This window comes from Nitrospirota bacterium (assembly GCA_016195565.1).
In the GTDB taxonomy this organism is placed as follows: domain Bacteria; phylum Nitrospirota; class Thermodesulfovibrionia; order Thermodesulfovibrionales; family UBA1546; genus UBA1546.
Genome location: JACPZK010000031.1, coordinates 1 through 17086 on the forward strand (window position 1 = coordinate 1; position 17086 = coordinate 17086).

23 protein-coding genes are annotated in these 17086 nt (G+C 41.3%); 8 read left to right on the forward strand and 15 right to left on the reverse strand.

What is annotated here, in order from left to right; translation table 11 throughout:
- Positions 1 to 171: 171 nt before the first annotated feature.
- Together HY035_10070 and HY035_10075 are read right to left on the reverse strand one after the other, a co-directional pair.
- On the reverse strand, positions 172 to 1059 hold the full coding sequence (locus HY035_10070) for a hypothetical protein (GenBank protein MBI3378724.1): 888 nt from the start codon (positions 1057 to 1059) through the stop codon (positions 172 to 174).
- 10 nt (positions 1060 to 1069) lie between these two features.
- On the reverse strand, positions 1070 to 2071 hold the full coding sequence (locus tag HY035_10075) for a potassium channel protein (GenBank protein MBI3378725.1): 1002 nt from the start codon (positions 2069 to 2071) through the stop codon (positions 1070 to 1072).
- A gap of 354 nt (positions 2072 to 2425) precedes the next feature.
- Between HY035_10075 and HY035_10080 the strand changes: the two genes are divergently transcribed.
- Entirely contained in the window at positions 2426 to 2710 is a 285-nt protein-coding gene (locus HY035_10080) for a rubrerythrin (protein MBI3378726.1), read from the forward strand.
- A gap of 262 nt (positions 2711 to 2972) precedes the next feature.
- Here HY035_10080 and HY035_10085 read toward each other — a convergent pair whose 3' ends face one another.
- Complete coding sequence (locus HY035_10085; GenBank protein MBI3378727.1) at positions 2973 to 4112, reverse strand: alanine--glyoxylate aminotransferase family protein; 1140 nt, start codon at positions 4110 to 4112, stop codon at positions 2973 to 2975.
- 308 nt (positions 4113 to 4420) lie between these two features.
- Between HY035_10085 and HY035_10090 the strand changes: the two genes are divergently transcribed.
- Entirely contained in the window at positions 4421 to 4762 is a 342-nt protein-coding gene (locus HY035_10090) for a histidine triad nucleotide-binding protein (GenBank protein MBI3378728.1), read from the forward strand.
- An 8-nt stretch (positions 4763 to 4770) separates the two neighbouring features.
- Here the strand turns inward: HY035_10090 and HY035_10095 are convergent, their stop codons facing one another.
- Both HY035_10095 and HY035_10100 read right to left on the reverse strand, forming a co-directional pair.
- Entirely contained in the window at positions 4771 to 5040 is a 270-nt protein-coding gene (locus tag HY035_10095; protein MBI3378729.1) for a hypothetical protein, read from the reverse strand.
- 32 nt (positions 5041 to 5072) lie between these two features.
- Complete coding sequence (locus tag HY035_10100) at positions 5073 to 5699, reverse strand: HD domain-containing protein (GenBank protein ID MBI3378730.1); 627 nt, start codon at positions 5697 to 5699, stop codon at positions 5073 to 5075.
- 196 nt (positions 5700 to 5895) lie between these two features.
- Here HY035_10100 and HY035_10105 point away from each other — a divergent pair, with 196 nt between their 5' ends.
- Together HY035_10105 and HY035_10110 are read left to right on the forward strand one after the other, a co-directional pair.
- Complete coding sequence (locus HY035_10105) at positions 5896 to 6147, forward strand: glutaredoxin family protein (GenBank protein MBI3378731.1); 252 nt, start codon at positions 5896 to 5898, stop codon at positions 6145 to 6147.
- Position 6148: 1 nt separating this feature from the next.
- Entirely contained in the window at positions 6149 to 6481 is a 333-nt protein-coding gene (locus HY035_10110) for a ferredoxin:thioredoxin reductase (protein MBI3378732.1), read from the forward strand.
- Here HY035_10110 and HY035_10115 read toward each other — a convergent pair.
- The 8 genes from HY035_10115 to HY035_10150 form a co-directional block, all read right to left on the reverse strand.
- On the reverse strand, positions 6478 to 7716 hold the full coding sequence (locus tag HY035_10115) for a replication-associated recombination protein A (protein ID MBI3378733.1): 1239 nt from the start codon (positions 7714 to 7716) through the stop codon (positions 6478 to 6480). The two genes, HY035_10110 and HY035_10115, sit on opposite strands and share 4 nt — an antisense overlap.
- 503 nt (positions 7717 to 8219) lie before the next feature.
- Positions 8220 to 8642, reverse strand: coding sequence for a hypothetical protein (locus tag HY035_10120; protein ID MBI3378734.1), 423 nt, complete (start codon positions 8640 to 8642; stop codon positions 8220 to 8222).
- Positions 8642 to 8866 (reverse strand): hypothetical protein, encoded by a 225-nt coding sequence (locus HY035_10125; GenBank protein MBI3378735.1) that lies wholly within the window; start codon positions 8864 to 8866, stop codon positions 8642 to 8644. Before HY035_10125 ends, HY035_10120 begins: the two co-directional genes overlap by 1 nt.
- 259 nt (positions 8867 to 9125) lie before the next feature.
- A complete protein-coding gene (locus HY035_10130; protein ID MBI3378736.1) occupies positions 9126 to 9362 on the reverse strand; it encodes a hypothetical protein in 237 nt (78 codons plus the stop codon).
- Between the two features lie 76 nt (positions 9363 to 9438).
- A complete protein-coding gene (locus tag HY035_10135) occupies positions 9439 to 10548 on the reverse strand; it encodes a Fe-S oxidoreductase (protein MBI3378737.1) in 1110 nt (369 codons plus the stop codon).
- Complete coding sequence (locus tag HY035_10140) at positions 10549 to 11553, reverse strand: hypothetical protein (protein ID MBI3378738.1); 1005 nt, start codon at positions 11551 to 11553, stop codon at positions 10549 to 10551.
- Positions 11553 to 13211, reverse strand: coding sequence for an ATP-binding protein (locus HY035_10145; protein ID MBI3378739.1), 1659 nt, complete (start codon positions 13209 to 13211; stop codon positions 11553 to 11555). The genes HY035_10140 and HY035_10145 overlap by 1 nt, the downstream gene beginning before the upstream one ends.
- A gap of 57 nt (positions 13212 to 13268) precedes the next feature.
- The gene (locus HY035_10150; GenBank protein MBI3378740.1) at positions 13269 to 13790 is read right to left on the reverse strand and encodes a hypothetical protein; all 522 of its coding nucleotides are present in this window, start codon (positions 13788 to 13790) and stop codon (positions 13269 to 13271) included.
- 342 nt (positions 13791 to 14132) lie between these two features.
- Between HY035_10150 and HY035_10155 the strand changes: the two genes are divergently transcribed.
- A complete protein-coding gene (locus tag HY035_10155; GenBank protein ID MBI3378741.1) occupies positions 14133 to 14255 on the forward strand; it encodes a hypothetical protein in 123 nt (40 codons plus the stop codon).
- Here the strand turns inward: HY035_10155 and HY035_10160 are convergent.
- Both HY035_10160 and HY035_10165 read right to left on the reverse strand, forming a co-directional pair.
- Complete coding sequence (locus HY035_10160) at positions 14252 to 14545, reverse strand: hypothetical protein (protein MBI3378742.1); 294 nt, start codon at positions 14543 to 14545, stop codon at positions 14252 to 14254. The genes HY035_10155 and HY035_10160 overlap by 4 nt on opposite strands.
- A gap of 9 nt (positions 14546 to 14554) precedes the next feature.
- Positions 14555 to 14803: a hypothetical protein gene (locus tag HY035_10165; protein ID MBI3378743.1), complete on the reverse strand. Its 249-nt coding sequence runs from the start codon at positions 14801 to 14803 to the stop codon at positions 14555 to 14557.
- Positions 14804 to 14978: 175 nt separating this feature from the next.
- Here HY035_10165 and greB point away from each other — a divergent pair, with 175 nt between their 5' ends.
- From greB to tsf, 3 genes are all read left to right on the forward strand, one after another.
- Positions 14979 to 15509, forward strand: coding sequence for a transcription elongation factor GreB (gene greB / locus HY035_10170; GenBank protein ID MBI3378744.1), 531 nt, complete (start codon positions 14979 to 14981; stop codon positions 15507 to 15509).
- A 197-nt stretch (positions 15510 to 15706) separates the two neighbouring features.
- Positions 15707 to 16483 (forward strand): 30S ribosomal protein S2, encoded by a 777-nt coding sequence (rpsB, locus tag HY035_10175; protein MBI3378745.1) that lies wholly within the window; start codon positions 15707 to 15709, stop codon positions 16481 to 16483.
- Positions 16483 to 17082 (forward strand): translation elongation factor Ts, encoded by a 600-nt coding sequence (gene tsf, locus HY035_10180; GenBank protein MBI3378746.1) that lies wholly within the window; start codon positions 16483 to 16485, stop codon positions 17080 to 17082. The genes rpsB and tsf overlap by 1 nt, the downstream gene beginning before the upstream one ends.
- Positions 17083 to 17086 lie beyond the last annotated feature (4 nt).

Sequence of the window (17086 nt, forward strand, 5' to 3'; positions counted from 1 at the left end):
TGCATTCTGCCGCAGGACAAAGTATGTGATAGTAGAGATTACGGGAAGAGAGATGATATAAATAAGAATCAGCAGGAGACTGAATTGTCTTTTATGGTCCAGGCTTCTAAGTTTATAAATATTCATTTAGCGCCCCTGTATGCTTATTATAACTGAAACTTATCCATATAATTAGTAAATAAAAAGTTTCGGGTCTTTGAATGTATGGCATTTGTTGCATAAAGATTTTGCCCTCTCAATCCCAACAATCCATGAATGAGGTTTATGGCAATCAAGACAGTTTAATCCCTGTTTCATATGAAGTCCATGCCGTCCTACAGAGGTCTCATTGCGATGGCACTCACTGATGCAGGTGGCAGATGTCGGATTTATTTTTCCGTGCGGTTTGTGACACTGATGACAGAGCAGGTTAGACATTGGCGCCCTCACAGAAACCCCGGTATGACATTTGACGCATCTGTCCTTCGGAATCATAGAGGGCGTCTTTTCTGAGAAAGAGTGGCATTTAAGGCATGAGAAGGCTTCCATGCCTATGCCGTGAACCCCTTTATCTTTGTGGCAATTCTGGCAGGCGTTTTCGTTTGGATGGAAGTCATGCACAGTGCCTTTATGACATATCTTACATTCAGTCCCCTGCATAAACACATGCCTGGCATGGCCGTAAGATTTTTTCAGGGTTACAGAGCCCTGAGACACCTCGCTCATATGGCATTTCCTGCACTCCTGCCAGGGTTTTTCCCTGCCGTGTGTCTGGGAGAACTGTTTGCTGCCGCTTTTTACCACATAAGTAACAAGCAGTTGATTCTGTTCAAGAATGCTTAGATGATGACATGTCTGGCAGACGATATCGCGGTGCTTCCCTTTCTGCCATTCCAGAAATGCCTCTCTCATAAGGTGGCATGAAGCGCAGTACTGAGGGTCGTCTTGTGTGTAGCGGTAATATTTATGTCCGACAACCGCTCCAAGTACCGCAACTATGAGAACAGCAGCGAGAATAAAGCCTTTTGCTTCTTCAACGCACTTAACAAGCGAGTCTATAACATTTCTGATTTTGCGCACTGTAAGAGAGCTATCCCTTAGCCGTTGCCATGTCTTCGAGTGTTTTAAGTTTCGGTATTTCACCAAGGGCTATCAAAGTATCGCCGGCTTTAATGGCAGTCCTGAAAGTTGGATTGAACTTCATATCGCCGCTTGCATTTTTAATCGCCACAACTATGATGCCCAAATCCCTGCCGATACCGCATTCATCAAGCGTCAGCCCTGCCAGTTTAGAGTTGTTCTGGACTGTTATTTCCTCCATCTGAAGGTCAATGTTGCCGCTTTTTGTTGCGAATTCTATAAAATCTACAACAGCAGGCTTTAACACCGTATGCGCTATCCTGAGTCCTCCGATATGATACGGCGAAACAACCCTGTCAGCGCCTGCCCTGAGCAATTTCTGCTCTGAGCCTTCCTCCCCTGCCCGTGCAACGACAAAGAGTTTAGGGTTTAATTCTCTGGCGCTAAGAACCACAAAAAGGTTTTCAGCGTCGGTCGGCAGAACAGATATAAGCCCCTTTGCCTTTTCTATTCCAGCCTCTTTTAAATTCTCATCCTTTGTTGCATCTCCTTTGAGTATAAGGGTCTCTTCTCCGCTTTCAAATGTGTCGGGCTCTTTTTCAATCACAACAAAATTTATGTCCTTCTCTTTCAGTTCCCTGCAGATTATCCTGCCCATTCTTCCGTAGCCGCAGACAATGTAATGGTCTTTTAATTCTTTAATTTTTTTTCCCAATCTTTTCCTCCCGAATATTTCCTGGATTTCACCCTCTACTACAATCTTTGCGATTGTGGTAAGAGCGTAAGTCACACTGCCTACACCGCTTATTATAAGGATAATAGTAAAAATTCTTCCATTAGGCGAGAGGTCATGGATTTCCTTGTAGCCGACGCTTGCAATGGTTATAATTGTCATGTAAAGAGAATCAAGGCAGCTCCACCCTTCTATGAGCATATATCCTGCAGAACCGGCAATCACCACACAGGTTATAAATATCAGAGCGAATATCAGCCTTTTTCTAAGCCCTCTCAAGGTCCGGCAGCCCTCCCTTCCGAATAATATTTACTATTTTATCATCTAATCTTCACTTATGTGTGATTTAATGTAATTTTTTTAGGCTTAATTTTTGTTGCCGTTATTTAATTGCTGGATTTCAGGAATCAGAATGGTAAAATATAAATAGAATGAAGAACCCTGCGGCAGAGACCGCAGGGCATCAAAATTTGAACAAATAGCCTGTCATTGCGAGGAAGTCGTAGACGACTGACGAAGCAATCTCAAAGAAAGATTGCCACGCTACGCTCGCAATGACACAAAAGGAGACCCTGTAGCAAGACTATAGGGAATTACAAGTTAAACCTAAATTAATAATGGGAGGTAGAAGCTATGATGTCAAGCATACCGGTAGATATCGGTAAGGTTACAAAGAGCGATGTGGTTAAGGAAATACTGCGCGTGGGAATGATAGCAGAGCTGGACGCAATCAGCCTTTACGAACAGCTTGCCGCAATGACAGACAGGGCTGATATTAAAAAGGTTTTTCTTGATATTGCACGGGAAGAAAAAACCCATGTGGGCGAATTTCAGGAATTGCTTTTGCGTGAAGACAAAGAGCAGGTTGCAGAGCTGAAAAAAGGGAAGGAAGAGGTTGAGGAGCTGACAGGGAAGTAAAAACAGGGGGAATACAGTTAATAAAATGTTTGTCAGGCATGTATAAGGAGGCTGTGTCTGGATTAAGGCAAGATTCACGGGTCAGTCAGAATAGGGGCTGAAGTCGCAATGAAATGGAGCGGATAGCCCCGCATAACAGATGTGAAGAACAAAATATATTGCACTAACATTTATACTTTTACAAAGGCAGTTTAATATTGCCGAAAAACAGGCACAGCCTCCCATCACATATGCATGCCGAAGATATAAAGTAAACCGCCTTTTACTTCATCAGCAGTTCTTCTGCCGCGGCAACGCCCGCTCCGAGTTTTACCGGATGCCCCATTCCTTTCAACACCATTTCCACGCCTGCAATCGCAGTAATCACATCAAAGGTGTCGGCATAGCCGAGATGAGCAATCCTGAATATCTTTCCCTTGACATGGTCCTGTCCGCCTGCTGCCGTTATCCCGTATTTCTCTCTTAGGTTCTTATAAATCTCCTGTCCGTCAATGCCTGCCGGAGCGCATACCGCAGTCACTGAATTGCTCGGAGATTCCTTGGGATAAAGTTCAAGTCCCAGCGCCTTAACAGCCGCCCTTGTAGCATTTGCAAGCCTTTCATGCCGCTTGAATACATTCTCAAGCCCTTCTGCCCGGAGCAGTTTAATGCTTTCGTTTAATCCTATAATCAGAGTAACCGGAGATGTAAAGTTTGTCTGGTTCTTTGCGAGATTTTCCCGCTCTTTTTTAAAATTAAAATAGAATCTCGGGCATTTTGATTTTTCCGAGAACTTCCATGCCTTTTCACTTATGCCTACGAATGCAAGCCCCGGCGGAAGCATCACGCCCTTCTGCGAGCCGCCTATCATTACATCTATCCCCCATTCGTCCATCCTGAGGTCATGGGCCACAATTGCTGATATGGCGTCAACAATAAGGATTGTGTTTTCATATTTTTTTACAACCTTGGCAAGCGCCTCTATATCATGATAAACACCTGTTGATGTTTCTGATGCCTGTACAAACACTCCTTTGATGGACGGGTCATTTTTTAATTTTGCCTCGATAGTCTCAGGTTTTACCGCATATCCCCACTCAACAATAATCTCTTCTGCCTGAAGCCCGTATGCCTTGCATATCTTGGTCCATCGCTCGCCGAATTTACCGCCGTTTACAGTAAGAACCTTGTCTCCGGGGCTGAAAAAATTATTAACAGCGCCTACCATGCCGCCTGTTCCTGTGGAGCATAGGATAAGCACATCGTTTTTTGTCTGGTAAAGCCACTTCAGGCCATTTTTTGCGGCATCAAGCACAGGGATGAAATCAGGCGAACGGTGATGTATAATCGGCATTGCCATGGCAAGCAATGCCTCTGAAGGCACAGGGGTAGGCCCCGGCGCTAACAGGTAACGTTTTAACATGAAAAACCTCCTTAAGTTTAAGTGGATGAATAGTTTAAACTTTAAGTATTATCAGAGTCAAGAACAGTGTCGGAACACAATTTTTCAAGAGGCTGCGACTGTTTTTCGGCAATATTAAACTACCATTTGCAAGATTGCAGTGTTAGTACAATATAGCAAGTTTTTACACCTACATATGCGGGGCTATCCGCTCCGCTTTGCGGAGACTTCAGCCCCTATTCTGACAGATCCGTGAATCTTGCCGCAATCCAGCCCCAGCCCTCTGCTGCGTTGGATGTTATAATTAACAAAAGCAGTACGGAGGGTTTATGGAATGTATATTCTGCAAGATTATAAATAAGACAATACCCGCAAAAATAATTTACGAGGATGAGTATGTCTTAGCCTTTGAGGACATTAATCCTCAGGCGCCTGTGCATACCTTAGTCATACCGAAAAAACACATCTCAACCAATCTTGATATTAATAAGGAAGATAACGGACTATTAGGCCATTTGTTTCAGGTTGCAAATAAGCTTGCAAGGGATAAGGGCATTGCTGAAAGGGGTTTCAGGCTTGTCATGAACTGCAATCCCGAATCAGGACAGACCGTATTTCATATCCACCTTCATATTCTCGGCGGAAGGCAGATGCGCTGGCCTCCCGGGTAAAAACCTTTTCATTTCAAAGAACTGCAAGCATCTGCTTTTTCATCGATAACACCGTAAAAGTTTACGGGTGGAGGAGAGCTTCTCTTTTCTTTTGAGAGAACACACTCGCTGTGGTGAGGTTTAGATTTTCTGTCGTGTGCAATAAGAGCCTGAACAACTTCCACTTTTATTTTGCCTTTCTCTGCCATTGCGGTTAACTCTTCACATGCTGCCCTGTTTTCGTAAGAAACATGGCGATAGGGCCTGGGTGAAATGAGGGCGTCATAGACATCGCTCACTGCAATAATCTCAACAATCAGGTCTTCAAGCCTTATCCCGGCCGGAAACCCGATCCGTCTTTTTTTTCATGGTGATCTCTTGCCACTCTGGCAAAAAGATGCCCCGTATCTCTGAGATAATAGCTGAGCAGCACATAACCGGCGATTGAATGATGTTTCAGATTGTTTAATTCAGCTTGGGTAACAGGTTTTGTCTTTCTAAGAATATTTAGCGGGGTGCAGATTTTGCCGATGTCGTGGGTTGGCCCTGATGCAATCCCCTTGAGCCGATCCTCATGGTCGGACAGGAAATCCTTTGATATAAGCGTTGAGAGGGCGAATACCATTAAAATGTGCCGATAGGTATAGGGGTCATGCTGCTTGAAATAATCCAGAGATTGCAAGAGGGGAAGAATAAGCTTAATCTTCTCCGTGACTTTCAGGATAGCGCTAATCTCTTTTTCACCCGCAAAAATCACATCATAAGGAGGCTCTGTTAGAAACTGGAGCATATCTTCTTTAATTGAGCCGTACCCTATGAGTGAACACTCCTGATAATCAGGGTACCTATTTGAAGAGACAAGAGCATTTAATGTCTCTTCTGACAGCACACTGCCTGCAGGAAGCAGCAACTTATTGTCAAGGGTGTAAACAGGACAAAGAAGTTTTAAGCCAGCCATCAGTAATCCTCCGGAAACAGAATTATAGCACAATGTTGTATATTCTAACATTTTTGCGGAGACTTATCATTTACATTGCAGAGAGTGACAGACGCAGAGCTGTAAGTGGGCCGGAATCTCAAAGTGAAAAAGTGAAAAAATTGCGCAGACATATAATTCATGATATCATGTTTCTACAAGCAAGAAAGGCGGAGGCATGAACCCCCATATCAAGATTTATACCCTGAGCACCTGCGGCCACTGCAAAGCAACAAAGAGGCTTCTTGACGAATGTTCAATAAAATACGAATTTGCAGATGTTGACCTCCTGAGCGGCGTTGAGCGTCAGGCTATTATCGAAGAAGTGAAGCGTTTTAATCCTGACTGTTCTTTCCCTACGATTATCATTGGAGATAAGGTCATAATAGGATTTAAAGAGCAGGAAATCAGGAAGGCGCTGGGACTCTGAAATGGATGCGCAGCAGCTCTATGAAATGCTGAAAAAGCTGCAGGAGCCTCTCGGTTATTTCTTCAATAAGGATAGGGAGGCAGCCTTTGACCTTCTTAAAGGCCTGCTCATAAATAAAGGCCGTTACGGCTATATGTCATGCCCTTGCAGGCTGGCATCAGGTGATTATGAAAAAGACAAAGACATCATCTGCCCGTGCGTATACCGCGAGCCTGATGTAATAGAATACGGAAGCTGTTACTGCAATCTCTATGTTTCAAAAGACTGGAACGAAGACAATATTGCCCGCACGTATGTTCCTGAAAGAAGGCGTAAGGGGCAGGCTGTTTCTTAAGGCTTGTAGTATTTCTTTTTCTTCTTCAGATATTCCTGCTCGATTTTGCCTTCAGGATAATCATGGGGATATTTATATCCTGTCCCATGCCCGAGTTTCTTTGCGCCGGAATAATTACTGCCTTTTAAATGGCCGGGGACTTCCATTGTCTCTTCCTCTGCGATGTCTTTCATCGCCTCCTCTATTGCCATGTAAGCGGAATTGCCTTTGGGCGCATTGGCTATGTAGATAACCGCCTCTGCCAAGGGGATGCGCGCCTCAGGCATTCCTACAAACTCAACTGCCTTTAATGCCGCTATTGCAAGAACCAATGCCATCGGATCTTTAAGCCCTACATCTTCCGCAGCGCAGATGACTACGCGCCTGGCTATAAAGCGCGGGTCTTCGCCTGCATAGAGCATCTTTGCAAGGTAATATATCGCCGCATCAGGGTCAGAGCCTCTCATGCTTTTTATGAATGCAGATATTGTGTCATAGTGCTGGCCGCCTTTTTTGTCATACACTATCGCCTTTTTCTGGATGGATTCCTCTGCAATCTCTTTTGTGATTATCATCTTTCCGTTTTCACCGGGCTGTGTTGTGAGGGCAGCTATCTCAAGCGCTGAGAGCGCCTTTCTTGCATCTCCGTCTGCCATTTTTGCGATATGATCGAGGCTTCCTTTCTCAGGAGAGATGTTTAAATTCCCAACGCCTCTTTCCTTATCTGTCAATGCACGGTTCAGGATTTTAAGAATATCTTCTGTTAAAAGGGGTTTCAGCTCAAACACCTGGCTCCTTGAAAGAAGGGCAGAGTTTACATAGAAGAACGGGTTTTCTACTGTTGCCGCTATGAGTGTGATATTCCCTTCTTCCACATCAGGGAGAAGCGCATCCTGCTGGAGCTTGTTGAATCTGTGAATCTCATCAAGAAAAAGTATGGTCCTTGTGCCTGCCTTTTTTTCGTCCCTTGCCTTTTTGATAACCCGTCTCAGCTCATCAAGCCCGACTGTCGCTGCATTCAGCCACTCAAATCGGGCATTTGTCTTATTGGCAATAACCTGCGCCAGAGCTGTTTTGCCTGTGCCGGGCGGGCCGTAAAGAATAAGTGATGTTATCCTGTCAGCCTCTATTGCCCTTCTCAGGAGTTTTCCCTTTCCAATGATATGCTCTTGCCCCGCGTACTCATCCAATGTCTTCGGAGCCATCCTGTATGCAAGAGGGTCTTTTATATTTTCATGTTGATTAAAGAGGCTCATATATTAAATCCTTCCATAACTTGACCCCTGAAAAAGTGTCATTGCGAGCGAAGCGAAGCAATCTCGCTTTTATATAAACCCGCCTCTGGCGGGTTTATCAATATGTTAGAGATTGCCACGTCGCTACCGCTCCTCGCAATGACATTAAAATGTGTGGTTTTTCAGCACTATCAGCTTAATGCTTGACGCTGATTTTTTTAATGCTCTCAATAGTCGCCTCCAGCATCTTTTTTGACTCAGGCTTGCACACAGGACAGTATGGCTCCCCCATATCCAGGAGGCAGACATGCCCTCATTCAGGACAGCACAGGCACTTGTCTGCTGGTTCTTGGCATACGGGGCATAGTTCCATTTGTTTAATTATATCATTTAACTATCAGACAGGATATGGCGAACTATTGCTCATTCTCGTCAGGATAATCCGCCGAGTCGGATAGTATGAATCCCGCGTTCAGGAAGCGCTCCATGACTTTATATGCGAGAGGGATGTAAAACTAATGCCGTCAGGTTTGACTTTTAAGGTAGTCAAAGACATCTGATGTCTTCCATATTTTTATGTCCTGAAGGTTATTAAAATGCTTATCATTCGACCAGATGCCGTCATTTTCAGTTGATAAAGCAAGGGCGACAAATGGGACATCAAAAGGATCAATACTGCCTATAATCTTATGAGCCTTTCCCGCATATGGTTTCAACTTAGAGGCTGGAATAATTGTTACATTTTCTATAATCAAGGATAATACTATCTCAATATCTTCTTTGCTTAAGCCGCTTCGGATAGAAATATTGTCTTTATGTCTTTCGATTTCCTCAATGGCATATTCAGGCAGCAGAAAATCTATGGCTGAGAAAAGCAGGATTTCTCTTGTCGCGGAATCTTTAAGGAGCGCTGCGATGAGAATGCCGGTGTCAATGACTAATTTCATCAGGCATTCTGGTATTTTTTGGATAAGGCCGTCTTTATCTCGTGGTCCAGAACTTCAACATCCTTATCCGTGAGACTGCTTTTAGATGTGATGGACTCCAGCAGTTTTATTTTTTTCGCATAATTCCAAAGCGTATCACTGATAATTTTATCCCAGTCTATCTCTGTATGCTTTGTAAGAATATCCTTAATATCGGCAGGGATTTCAAAGGCAACCTTAGGCATCTTTTCCTCCTTTTAGGTTTCTTAACGAAATTATAACACAGTTGCAGAATCATTTCAGGAACATATTTGCTGTTTTAATTCTATGACTTTGCACTTCTAATCTTCCGCGCTTCCGGGCTATGGAACTTCCGCGCTATTTTTTCTGAAACACAAACAAATGCTCGTGCATGATGAGGAGGAAGTTATAGAGCTTTGATTTCTTGACCCAAAAGCCGGTTGCTTTGTCGTCTCAGCAACTCGCCGAGGAGAGCAGTTGTGCTTATATGAAAATAACTTTTCCTGTCTCCCGCGCAGCGAGGCTGTCGAATTTATAGTTTTTAAGCCATGGGGATTCATGTTTCAAGTTTTTTAATGCGTTCTTTGCGGTTATACCTTTTGCAATTCCGATGACAACTGCATCCTCTGTGCTTTGAAATTCTTTGCCTTTCATGAGAAATTCAGTCCGGCATGATGAGCCAATTTCATAAAAGATAAAAGTTTTTAATCCTTTTTTCATGTAACCTCCTTTTCTTAATCATTGATCAAAATGGCGGGGTTTGTCCAGAGGCTATACGTCTCACGAGAAAAAAGCTTTAGGTAGGGATATATTCTTTTTCTACGCCATCAATATATCTACCATTTGGCAGGTTCAAAAGGACTGCAATATTCTGTCTTCTGACAGCTCGTCTAAAAGTTCTGACTTGTTTGTCAGTCCAACCCTTGTGAATATAATATTCTTCACTTGATTGGTCTTTAGCCCGAGGTTTATAGCCATCAGTGATACTATCTAACGGTCTGAATCGACAATCGATTACTCTGACACGCCATCTCCTACAAGCCTCAAGTTTTAACCGCATTTCTTCATACGAAAAGTTATGATTAAAAAGCATAAAGATAAAAATGTCATTAGTAGAATAGCCTGCATTTTTTAAGACCTGAATTTGTTCTTTAATTTTAGGCCAAAGACTGTATGGGCCATCCCATGCTATGCGGGGATGAAGAAAACGCGCTTTTTTTAAAAAAAAAGCAATTTCAGGGTCTTTGATAAGGAGCCTGCCATCCAATCCGCTTTGACTCTCACAATGAACTTTACTCTTATCAGGTAATTTATATTCGGCGATTTCCGAAAGAATGGTTTTGATGTGAGGGTTTGCTATCAAGTTGTTGTCATAAAAAACAAGCCTCTTCTTTTTGATTTCATTTTTGATAGATGTTTTATAAGTGACCCATGGTTCTATTTTCCATGTGCCGCAAAAATTACATTTCCTGAAGCACCCTCGTGAAGCATGTACTATCTGATAATCAACATCTATCATATCGTAAGCTGGTTCATATTTCTCTGCTATACCGTTTCGATAAAGCCCAACCTGTACGTCATCGCATCCAGACTGCTTGGCATGTTCAGGCATTAAAGAAGCATATATGCCACCCACTTGAATTCTTGCCTTTGGATATAAAGTTCTGTAGAAATTAACGCTATCCCATACATGCGCTGACCAATAGGTAAACAGAGACGTAACCTTTATTTCATCAGGATATGACTTTGCTTGATAATTGCCTCTGTGCAACTCGACTTTGTCTCCTTGTTTCCTGTGATAAGCAGCAATTTTTAAAAGGCCAATAGGTAAAAAATTGCAGTGATTCTTGCTCTTGGCTGGGATAGGGAAATTCGGCTCGACAAGAAGAATGTTGGTCTTCAACAATTAGTTCCCCATCTTTTGATTTTGCCATAACGTTGCAAAATGTTTCGTGTTTTTAATTATGTCAGTAGGATCAACAGTGTTTACTGGCAGATCCTCAATTGAGGAGTTAGAATATGATATCAGCCTCTTTTTTTCTACTGTTAGAAAAGGAGTTCTTAGAAATTCTTCGGGTTTTTGTATATGGTAAGTTCTAATACTAGTGTCTAAAGCCCCAGCGATTGTGAAAGTGACAAGACGATGATCACCAGTGCCTTTGTAATAAATTGCTGGTAAAAGATAACAGGAAAAATTACAGTGCTCATAATTACGTCTTATGATGTCTAAAATGTACGACTTTAAGAACCTTATTTGCTTTTCTTCCTGTGTTAATCGCTTAATTTTATGAAAATAATCTTTTAAATATTTCGATTCTGGTTGATTTTGAAATATTTGCATTTCTTTGTCTCGGTGTGAAGCATGAACAGTTAGAAACATTATAAATTTTTTAGAGTGCGAGCTTGCTGTAATATCTCTTTGAATCTCTAATAATTTCTTTATCGCGTGAGATTTATAGACACGCTGCGTATTCCCCTTGTCATCAACAATAAGTAGCGGCGACGTTATTTCATTGCAAAAATCGAGATTATAGATTGTTACCACATCATTTTGCGAAAAAATATTGCCAGATATATCACGACCCCGCAATACTACTTCCTCTATATATCCGTCATATAGACTAAATGTTTTAATCAAACCTTTTCTTTCCAAATCCTTCAATTTATTTTCTATTGCTACAACTTTGCTTCGTGGCTGGCTGCTTGACGATGGGTTGGGATAATCTCTACATTGAAAAGCTATAATTTGATCGATATAATCAAGCCATTCTGTAATATCAGATAAATCGACTCCAGGAAGCCCAAGGTAAAGAAGTTTATATTTTAGAGTAGAGTAGATAAATGAGACGAGTTTTTTGCCCCATTCAGTTCTTATTATGCCTTTAGCTGGATTGTCTTTATAATCTCCCATTATTCTTCGCTAAATAAATCCTCTATTTCTGACTGCAATTTCTTTAAATTATCTATATAGTCTTCTTTATTTACAGAAGTTCCTTGTATATATCTTTCATCAATTAATTCAAGCACTGTTCTTAATTGATCATTCATTGGTAAGTCGAGAGATTCAAACACTTCGAGTAAATTCTCCGGTTCCTTTTCTTTGACTGATTTTCTTGTGGATGGCAGTTTTTTAATCTCATCTAACATAGCTATTTCTGGTAATTTTTTGAATTTTAATATCTTTGTTTTTTGTCTTTTCTGATTTATTAATTCCTGTATCTTCTTTTCAAGCGTCCGCGCGCTCTTAACAAAACTTTCAGCGTCGTTTATCCTATCCGACCTAATGGCTTTTCTGTTTAATCTTCCTTTAATTTGATCATAATACGTTCTTATTTCAACAATCATATCCACCAAATGCTCTGGATGTTCTGCAAAATATCCAACATTCGCATATAGTTCTTTCAGCTTTTCAATAGCGGTATCTAACTGCTCGTCGCCTTTAGTGTACTCTTGATATTCATTTGCTTTATTGTTGTAATAACTCGCCACATTGTTTAAGCCTTCGTAAAAAAGGGAGCTTAATGGAGAAATTTCAAAATCACTTCTGGCAGCATTGGGTAATAAATCACGATGTACGACGATAACTTCTCCTATATAGCGGTCAAAAAAAGTAGTTCTGCCAAAATATTTACCAACGTCTGCTCTATCACCAATTGCAAACCCCTGTTTTTTTATTAAGAAGCCCCGTAAAGCTTTCTCTCCAATTTTTTTCCTTGCTGGATTAAGACAACCCCACGTTACGCCGAAAAAAATTTCTTTATTTTTAACTTCCTTGAAAAAAGGCTCATTAGGATATCCCTTAAATTGCTCATCTGCGTACGGTCTGTATAGCTTTTCGATTCTACCATGAACCTGTAGGGTTAAATTAATTAATTTAAATTCCGCGTTATGCTGCTTACATATTGTAGTTATTCTGTCCTCAATTTTATTTGCCCATCTAAATTTATCACTATTGAAATGAAGGGGAACAACTTGTTGAAGATAATCGGCAACCTCCTCGAATTTTGAAAGTGATTTAAAAAAAATTGGCTCAAGCCCGACCATTTCAATACGTGTTCCTATTTTTTTATAATCAGATCCCTCCAATTTAGATAGAGTGATATTATCTTGAAGTAAAGATTGTAAGTCTATCAGGTTGTCATTAGTTATTTTGCCAGCTAAACGAGCAGATTGTTGGTCGTTTAATTTATTTCTCATAGAATGAAAATCAAAAGATAAAAGAGATGGTGCTGATGAATTGTTCTTAGGTTTTGAATAAATATCAAGTCGCTTACATAGATGAAATGAGCTGTAAATGCCAATACCCCTAAATCCGACATCTACGGAAGGATTTTTATCAGAAATACCAACTCGAATAGCCTTTTCTAAAGTTTCTTTATCCATACCAAAGCCATCATCTTCGATCGCAATGGAATCTGTTCTTATCTTTATCTCAATATTCTGAGCGTTAGCGTCAACACCATTTTGAATATACTCACGAAGAGCATCACGGGGGTCCGGGTATATACCTTTTGTTAGGATAGATATAACTTCTGCCCCAATATCATGTTTTGTAATTCTTAGAGCCATTTTTATTCCATTCTTATAGATATTTTAAGGTTAGTAAATAATAAAGCAAATTAAATCTTATTTCCATAATTTTCTATAAACTCCTCTATCTACAAACTGTAATAAGCCCAAATCCCTCAACTTCTGCAACTGTTGCCTGCTTTTCTCTTGAATCTTTGTATTGCGCGGATGCAAGGTTTTTAATCTCTCTTCATATTTATAAACTGCATTTAACCTGAAAACATCGGAATCAATCTCATTCAGCACAGTAAACACATCTTTTACCCATCCCGATAAATTGTTCTGAATGGATTCGATGCCGCCCTCATATCTATCAACTTCTATGTCTTCTTCCGTAACTTTTTTAAAAAGGTCTTTGTCTTTTAACTCAAATTTAGGTTTCTTTTCTTTCGGTACAGATTGCAGTATATTGTAAGCTTTGCTAATGATTTCAGCTGTGATTATTCCTGTTGCTTCAGTATCTTTAAAAACTTTCCTGTAATCTTCAGCTATTTTAGCTGTGAGTTCTTCATCATTGATTAAAAGACCATACTCATAATTATTGAGTAATCCCCCTGAGGTCAGATTGCCTGAGGTCACAACAGATTTTCTTTTATCGAAAATAAAGACTTTTGCATGTAACTGGTGGTAACTTTTGATAGTCGCATCTCGTTTATGAAGGATTTCCAGAGCTTCAAGGTCTGATGCTCCTCTATAAAAGTTTGAGAGCTTAAAGCTGTTCAGATAATCAATATTAACGCTTGAGTTTGCATGTTCAACAATTAATGAGGAAACACTTTTTTTGATATAAGGACTTGCGAGTTGAATACTCTTTCGCGATTCTTTTATGAGTCTGATAAAGTCAGATCGCCACGGAGATTTTAAAATTCTGATATTTTCCAGAAATCCCTCCGATTAAATTGCTATGGTATTAGATCATAAATAAGCTATTTATGTCTATATCTTGCCCCCCTCCGCCCCCCCAAAATTCGCCAGCAGTTGCAGATTTTGAGAGACAAAGGAATTCTAAAGTTTAAAGGGAAGGGGAGATATCAGATATTTTAAGGATGGGGTGTTACGGCTATAATGGTTATCTGTTTGTTTCCGGGACCATAATACCAGAAGATTCTGTATGCAGAAGGAGTGGACTGTTCAGCATATGCCTCAAATATTTTTTCTCCGTTAGGGCCTTTGAGCGAAGTGAATTCGTGCGTCTTAAGCCCTGGATGTCTCGGATTTTGAGATAGAAACAGGAGTGCTTTCTTTACGGCCTTGTATCTTTTTGAAAGTCCCTTGTCAGCCTTGGGTCTGTTTAACTGCTCCCTTGCCTCATCGGTCAGAAATATATCAAACAAGAGTTGACCCTATAACTCTTTTATATAGAGCTTTGAAATCTTGCCTTGAGCGGCTTCTTTTAATCCTTTGTGGACACTTTTGAGCGCAGCTTTATTTTTATAAAGCCATCTCTCGGAAGGCGGAATGGTTTCCAATAAGATTGCTAATCTGTTGAACTCATCCATATCAATAACAGCAGCAACCTTATAGCCTTTTCTGTCGGTTAGGTATTGCTTTACTTTAATAAGCTCGGATTCTTGTTTCAAAGCAGTCGGCATAATGTTCTCCTTTCAAAGCTCGTTGCTTAAATTATTATACCACAATATCCAATACATCCACCCCCAAAAATCAGCTCGCCTCTTCTCCTCTGCTAATCCGCTGAGGCGGAGGTGCGTTACTCCGTGAAAGAACGGAAGCGATGGCTTGATTCAGGTATAATAAGCCGGACAAGGTATGAAAAAGCCATCTCAGAGTAAAACAAAAATCGCACCATATATTACACCTCAGGGGCAAAAGCGTTTAAGCGGGGAGCTGTCATATCTGTGGAAGGTTAAGCGTCCACAGGTTACCCGGGCTGTTGCTGAAGCTGCTGCCATGGGGGATCGTTCTGAGAATGCAGAGTATATTTATGGTAAAAAACAGTTAAGGCAGATTGATTCCCGTATCCGTTTTCTTGCAAAGAGATTGAGCGAGTTGATTGTAGTGGACAGGATACCAAAAGACACTTCAAAGGTATTTTTTGGCGCATGGGTTGAAATTGAGGATACAGACGGGAACGTGAACCGGTATCGTATTGTAGGCCCTGATGAATTTGATCCTGAGAAGGATTTTATAAGTATTGATTCACCTATGGCCCAAGCATTGTTAAACAGGACAGAGGGAGACGAAGTTGTTGTGAGAAGGCCTAATGGTAATGCTGTTTTTGTTGTGACATCCATACGTTACCATAGCGCCAAAAAGAGCAAAAGTTCAAAAGTGCAATAGCGCTGAAGGACGGTTGTTATTATCTGTTGCATTTCCTCTTGAAAAAAAAAGCCTTTTATGTTAGGCTGATACCTCGTAATACCCGTCAGAAAAATATTCTTTCTAACAGGGTAAAAACACACGCCATCAACTTTCTCCTATGTGGTCCCGTATGGGTATAGGGGAAAAGGCGGAGGAAAAACCGGAGGAGGATAAAAATGGTAGCAACAATGAAAGAACTTCTTGAAGCCGGTGTCCATTTCGGGCATCAGGTGAAGCGTTGGAACCCCAAGATGAAAAAATATATCTTCGGGGAGAGGAACGGCATCTACATCATTGACCTTCAGAAAACTATGAAGGGGCTTGAGGATGCGTATAATTTTGTTAAAAAGGTTGCCGCCGGCAACGGAACCGTTCTTTTCGTCGGCACAAAGAAACAGGCGCAGGATGCTGTATACGAAGAGGCAAAGAGGGCAGGGGTTTTCTTTGTAAATCAGCGGTGGCTCGGCGGTATGCTCACCAATTTTTTAACAATAAAAAAGAGCATAGAAAGACTAAAGCAGATAGAGGCCATGAAGGCAGACGGCACATATGATCTTCTTCCCAAGAAGGAGGTCGCTGAACTTGAAAAGGAGCGAGGCAAACTTGAAAAAAACCTCAGCGGCATAAAAGAGATGACGAGTATCCCTTCTGCCGTATTTGTTATAGACCCCAAAAAAGAGCGCATTGCCGTAGCAGAAGCGAGAAAGCTTTCCATCCCGGTAGTCGGTGTTGTTGACACAAACTGTGATCCTGATGAGATTGACCATGTTATCCCCGGCAATGATGATGCTATCAGGGCAATAAAACTTCTATCTGCGAAAATGGCAGACGCAATGCTTGAAGGCAGGGAGACATTGTCAAAGAGCAGGGCTGAAGAAACAGAAAAAGCTGCGGTAGAGGAAAAAGTGCATCAGGAGGAGCAGGCTGAAGCAGAGGTGAAGGATACAAAATGATGACGACTATTTCAGCCGACAGGGTAAAAGAACTAAGGGAGAAAACAGGCGCAGGCATGATGGAGTGCAAAAAGGCGCTTACCGAAAGCAAGGATGATTTTGAGAAAGCAATAGATTGTCTCAGACAGAAAGGCCTTGCCACTGCTGCAAAAAAAGCTATCAGGAGCGCATCAGAAGGGCTTGTTAGTTCATATATACATATGGACAAAATAGGCGTTCTTCTGGAGGTAAACTGCGAGACGGATTTTGTTGCGAAAACAGATGATTTCAAGGGGCTTGTTAAGGATATTGCCCTGCATATAGCCGCTGCAAATCCTTCTTACCTCTCACATGAAGATGTGCCGCAGGATATCATAGAAAGAGAGAAAGATATATACAAGGCTCAGGTAGCAAACAAGCCTCCTCAGGTTGTAGCGAAGATAGTTGAGGGCAAGCTGGATAAGTTTTTCGGCGATATGTGTCTGCTTGAGCAGGCCTTTGTAAAAGACCCGGAACAGAAACTGAAGATAAAAGATATTGTCACTGAGAAGATAGCAAAACTCGGAGAAAATATTGTGATAAGGCGGTTTGTCAGATTCCAACTTGGCGAAAAACAATAGACAG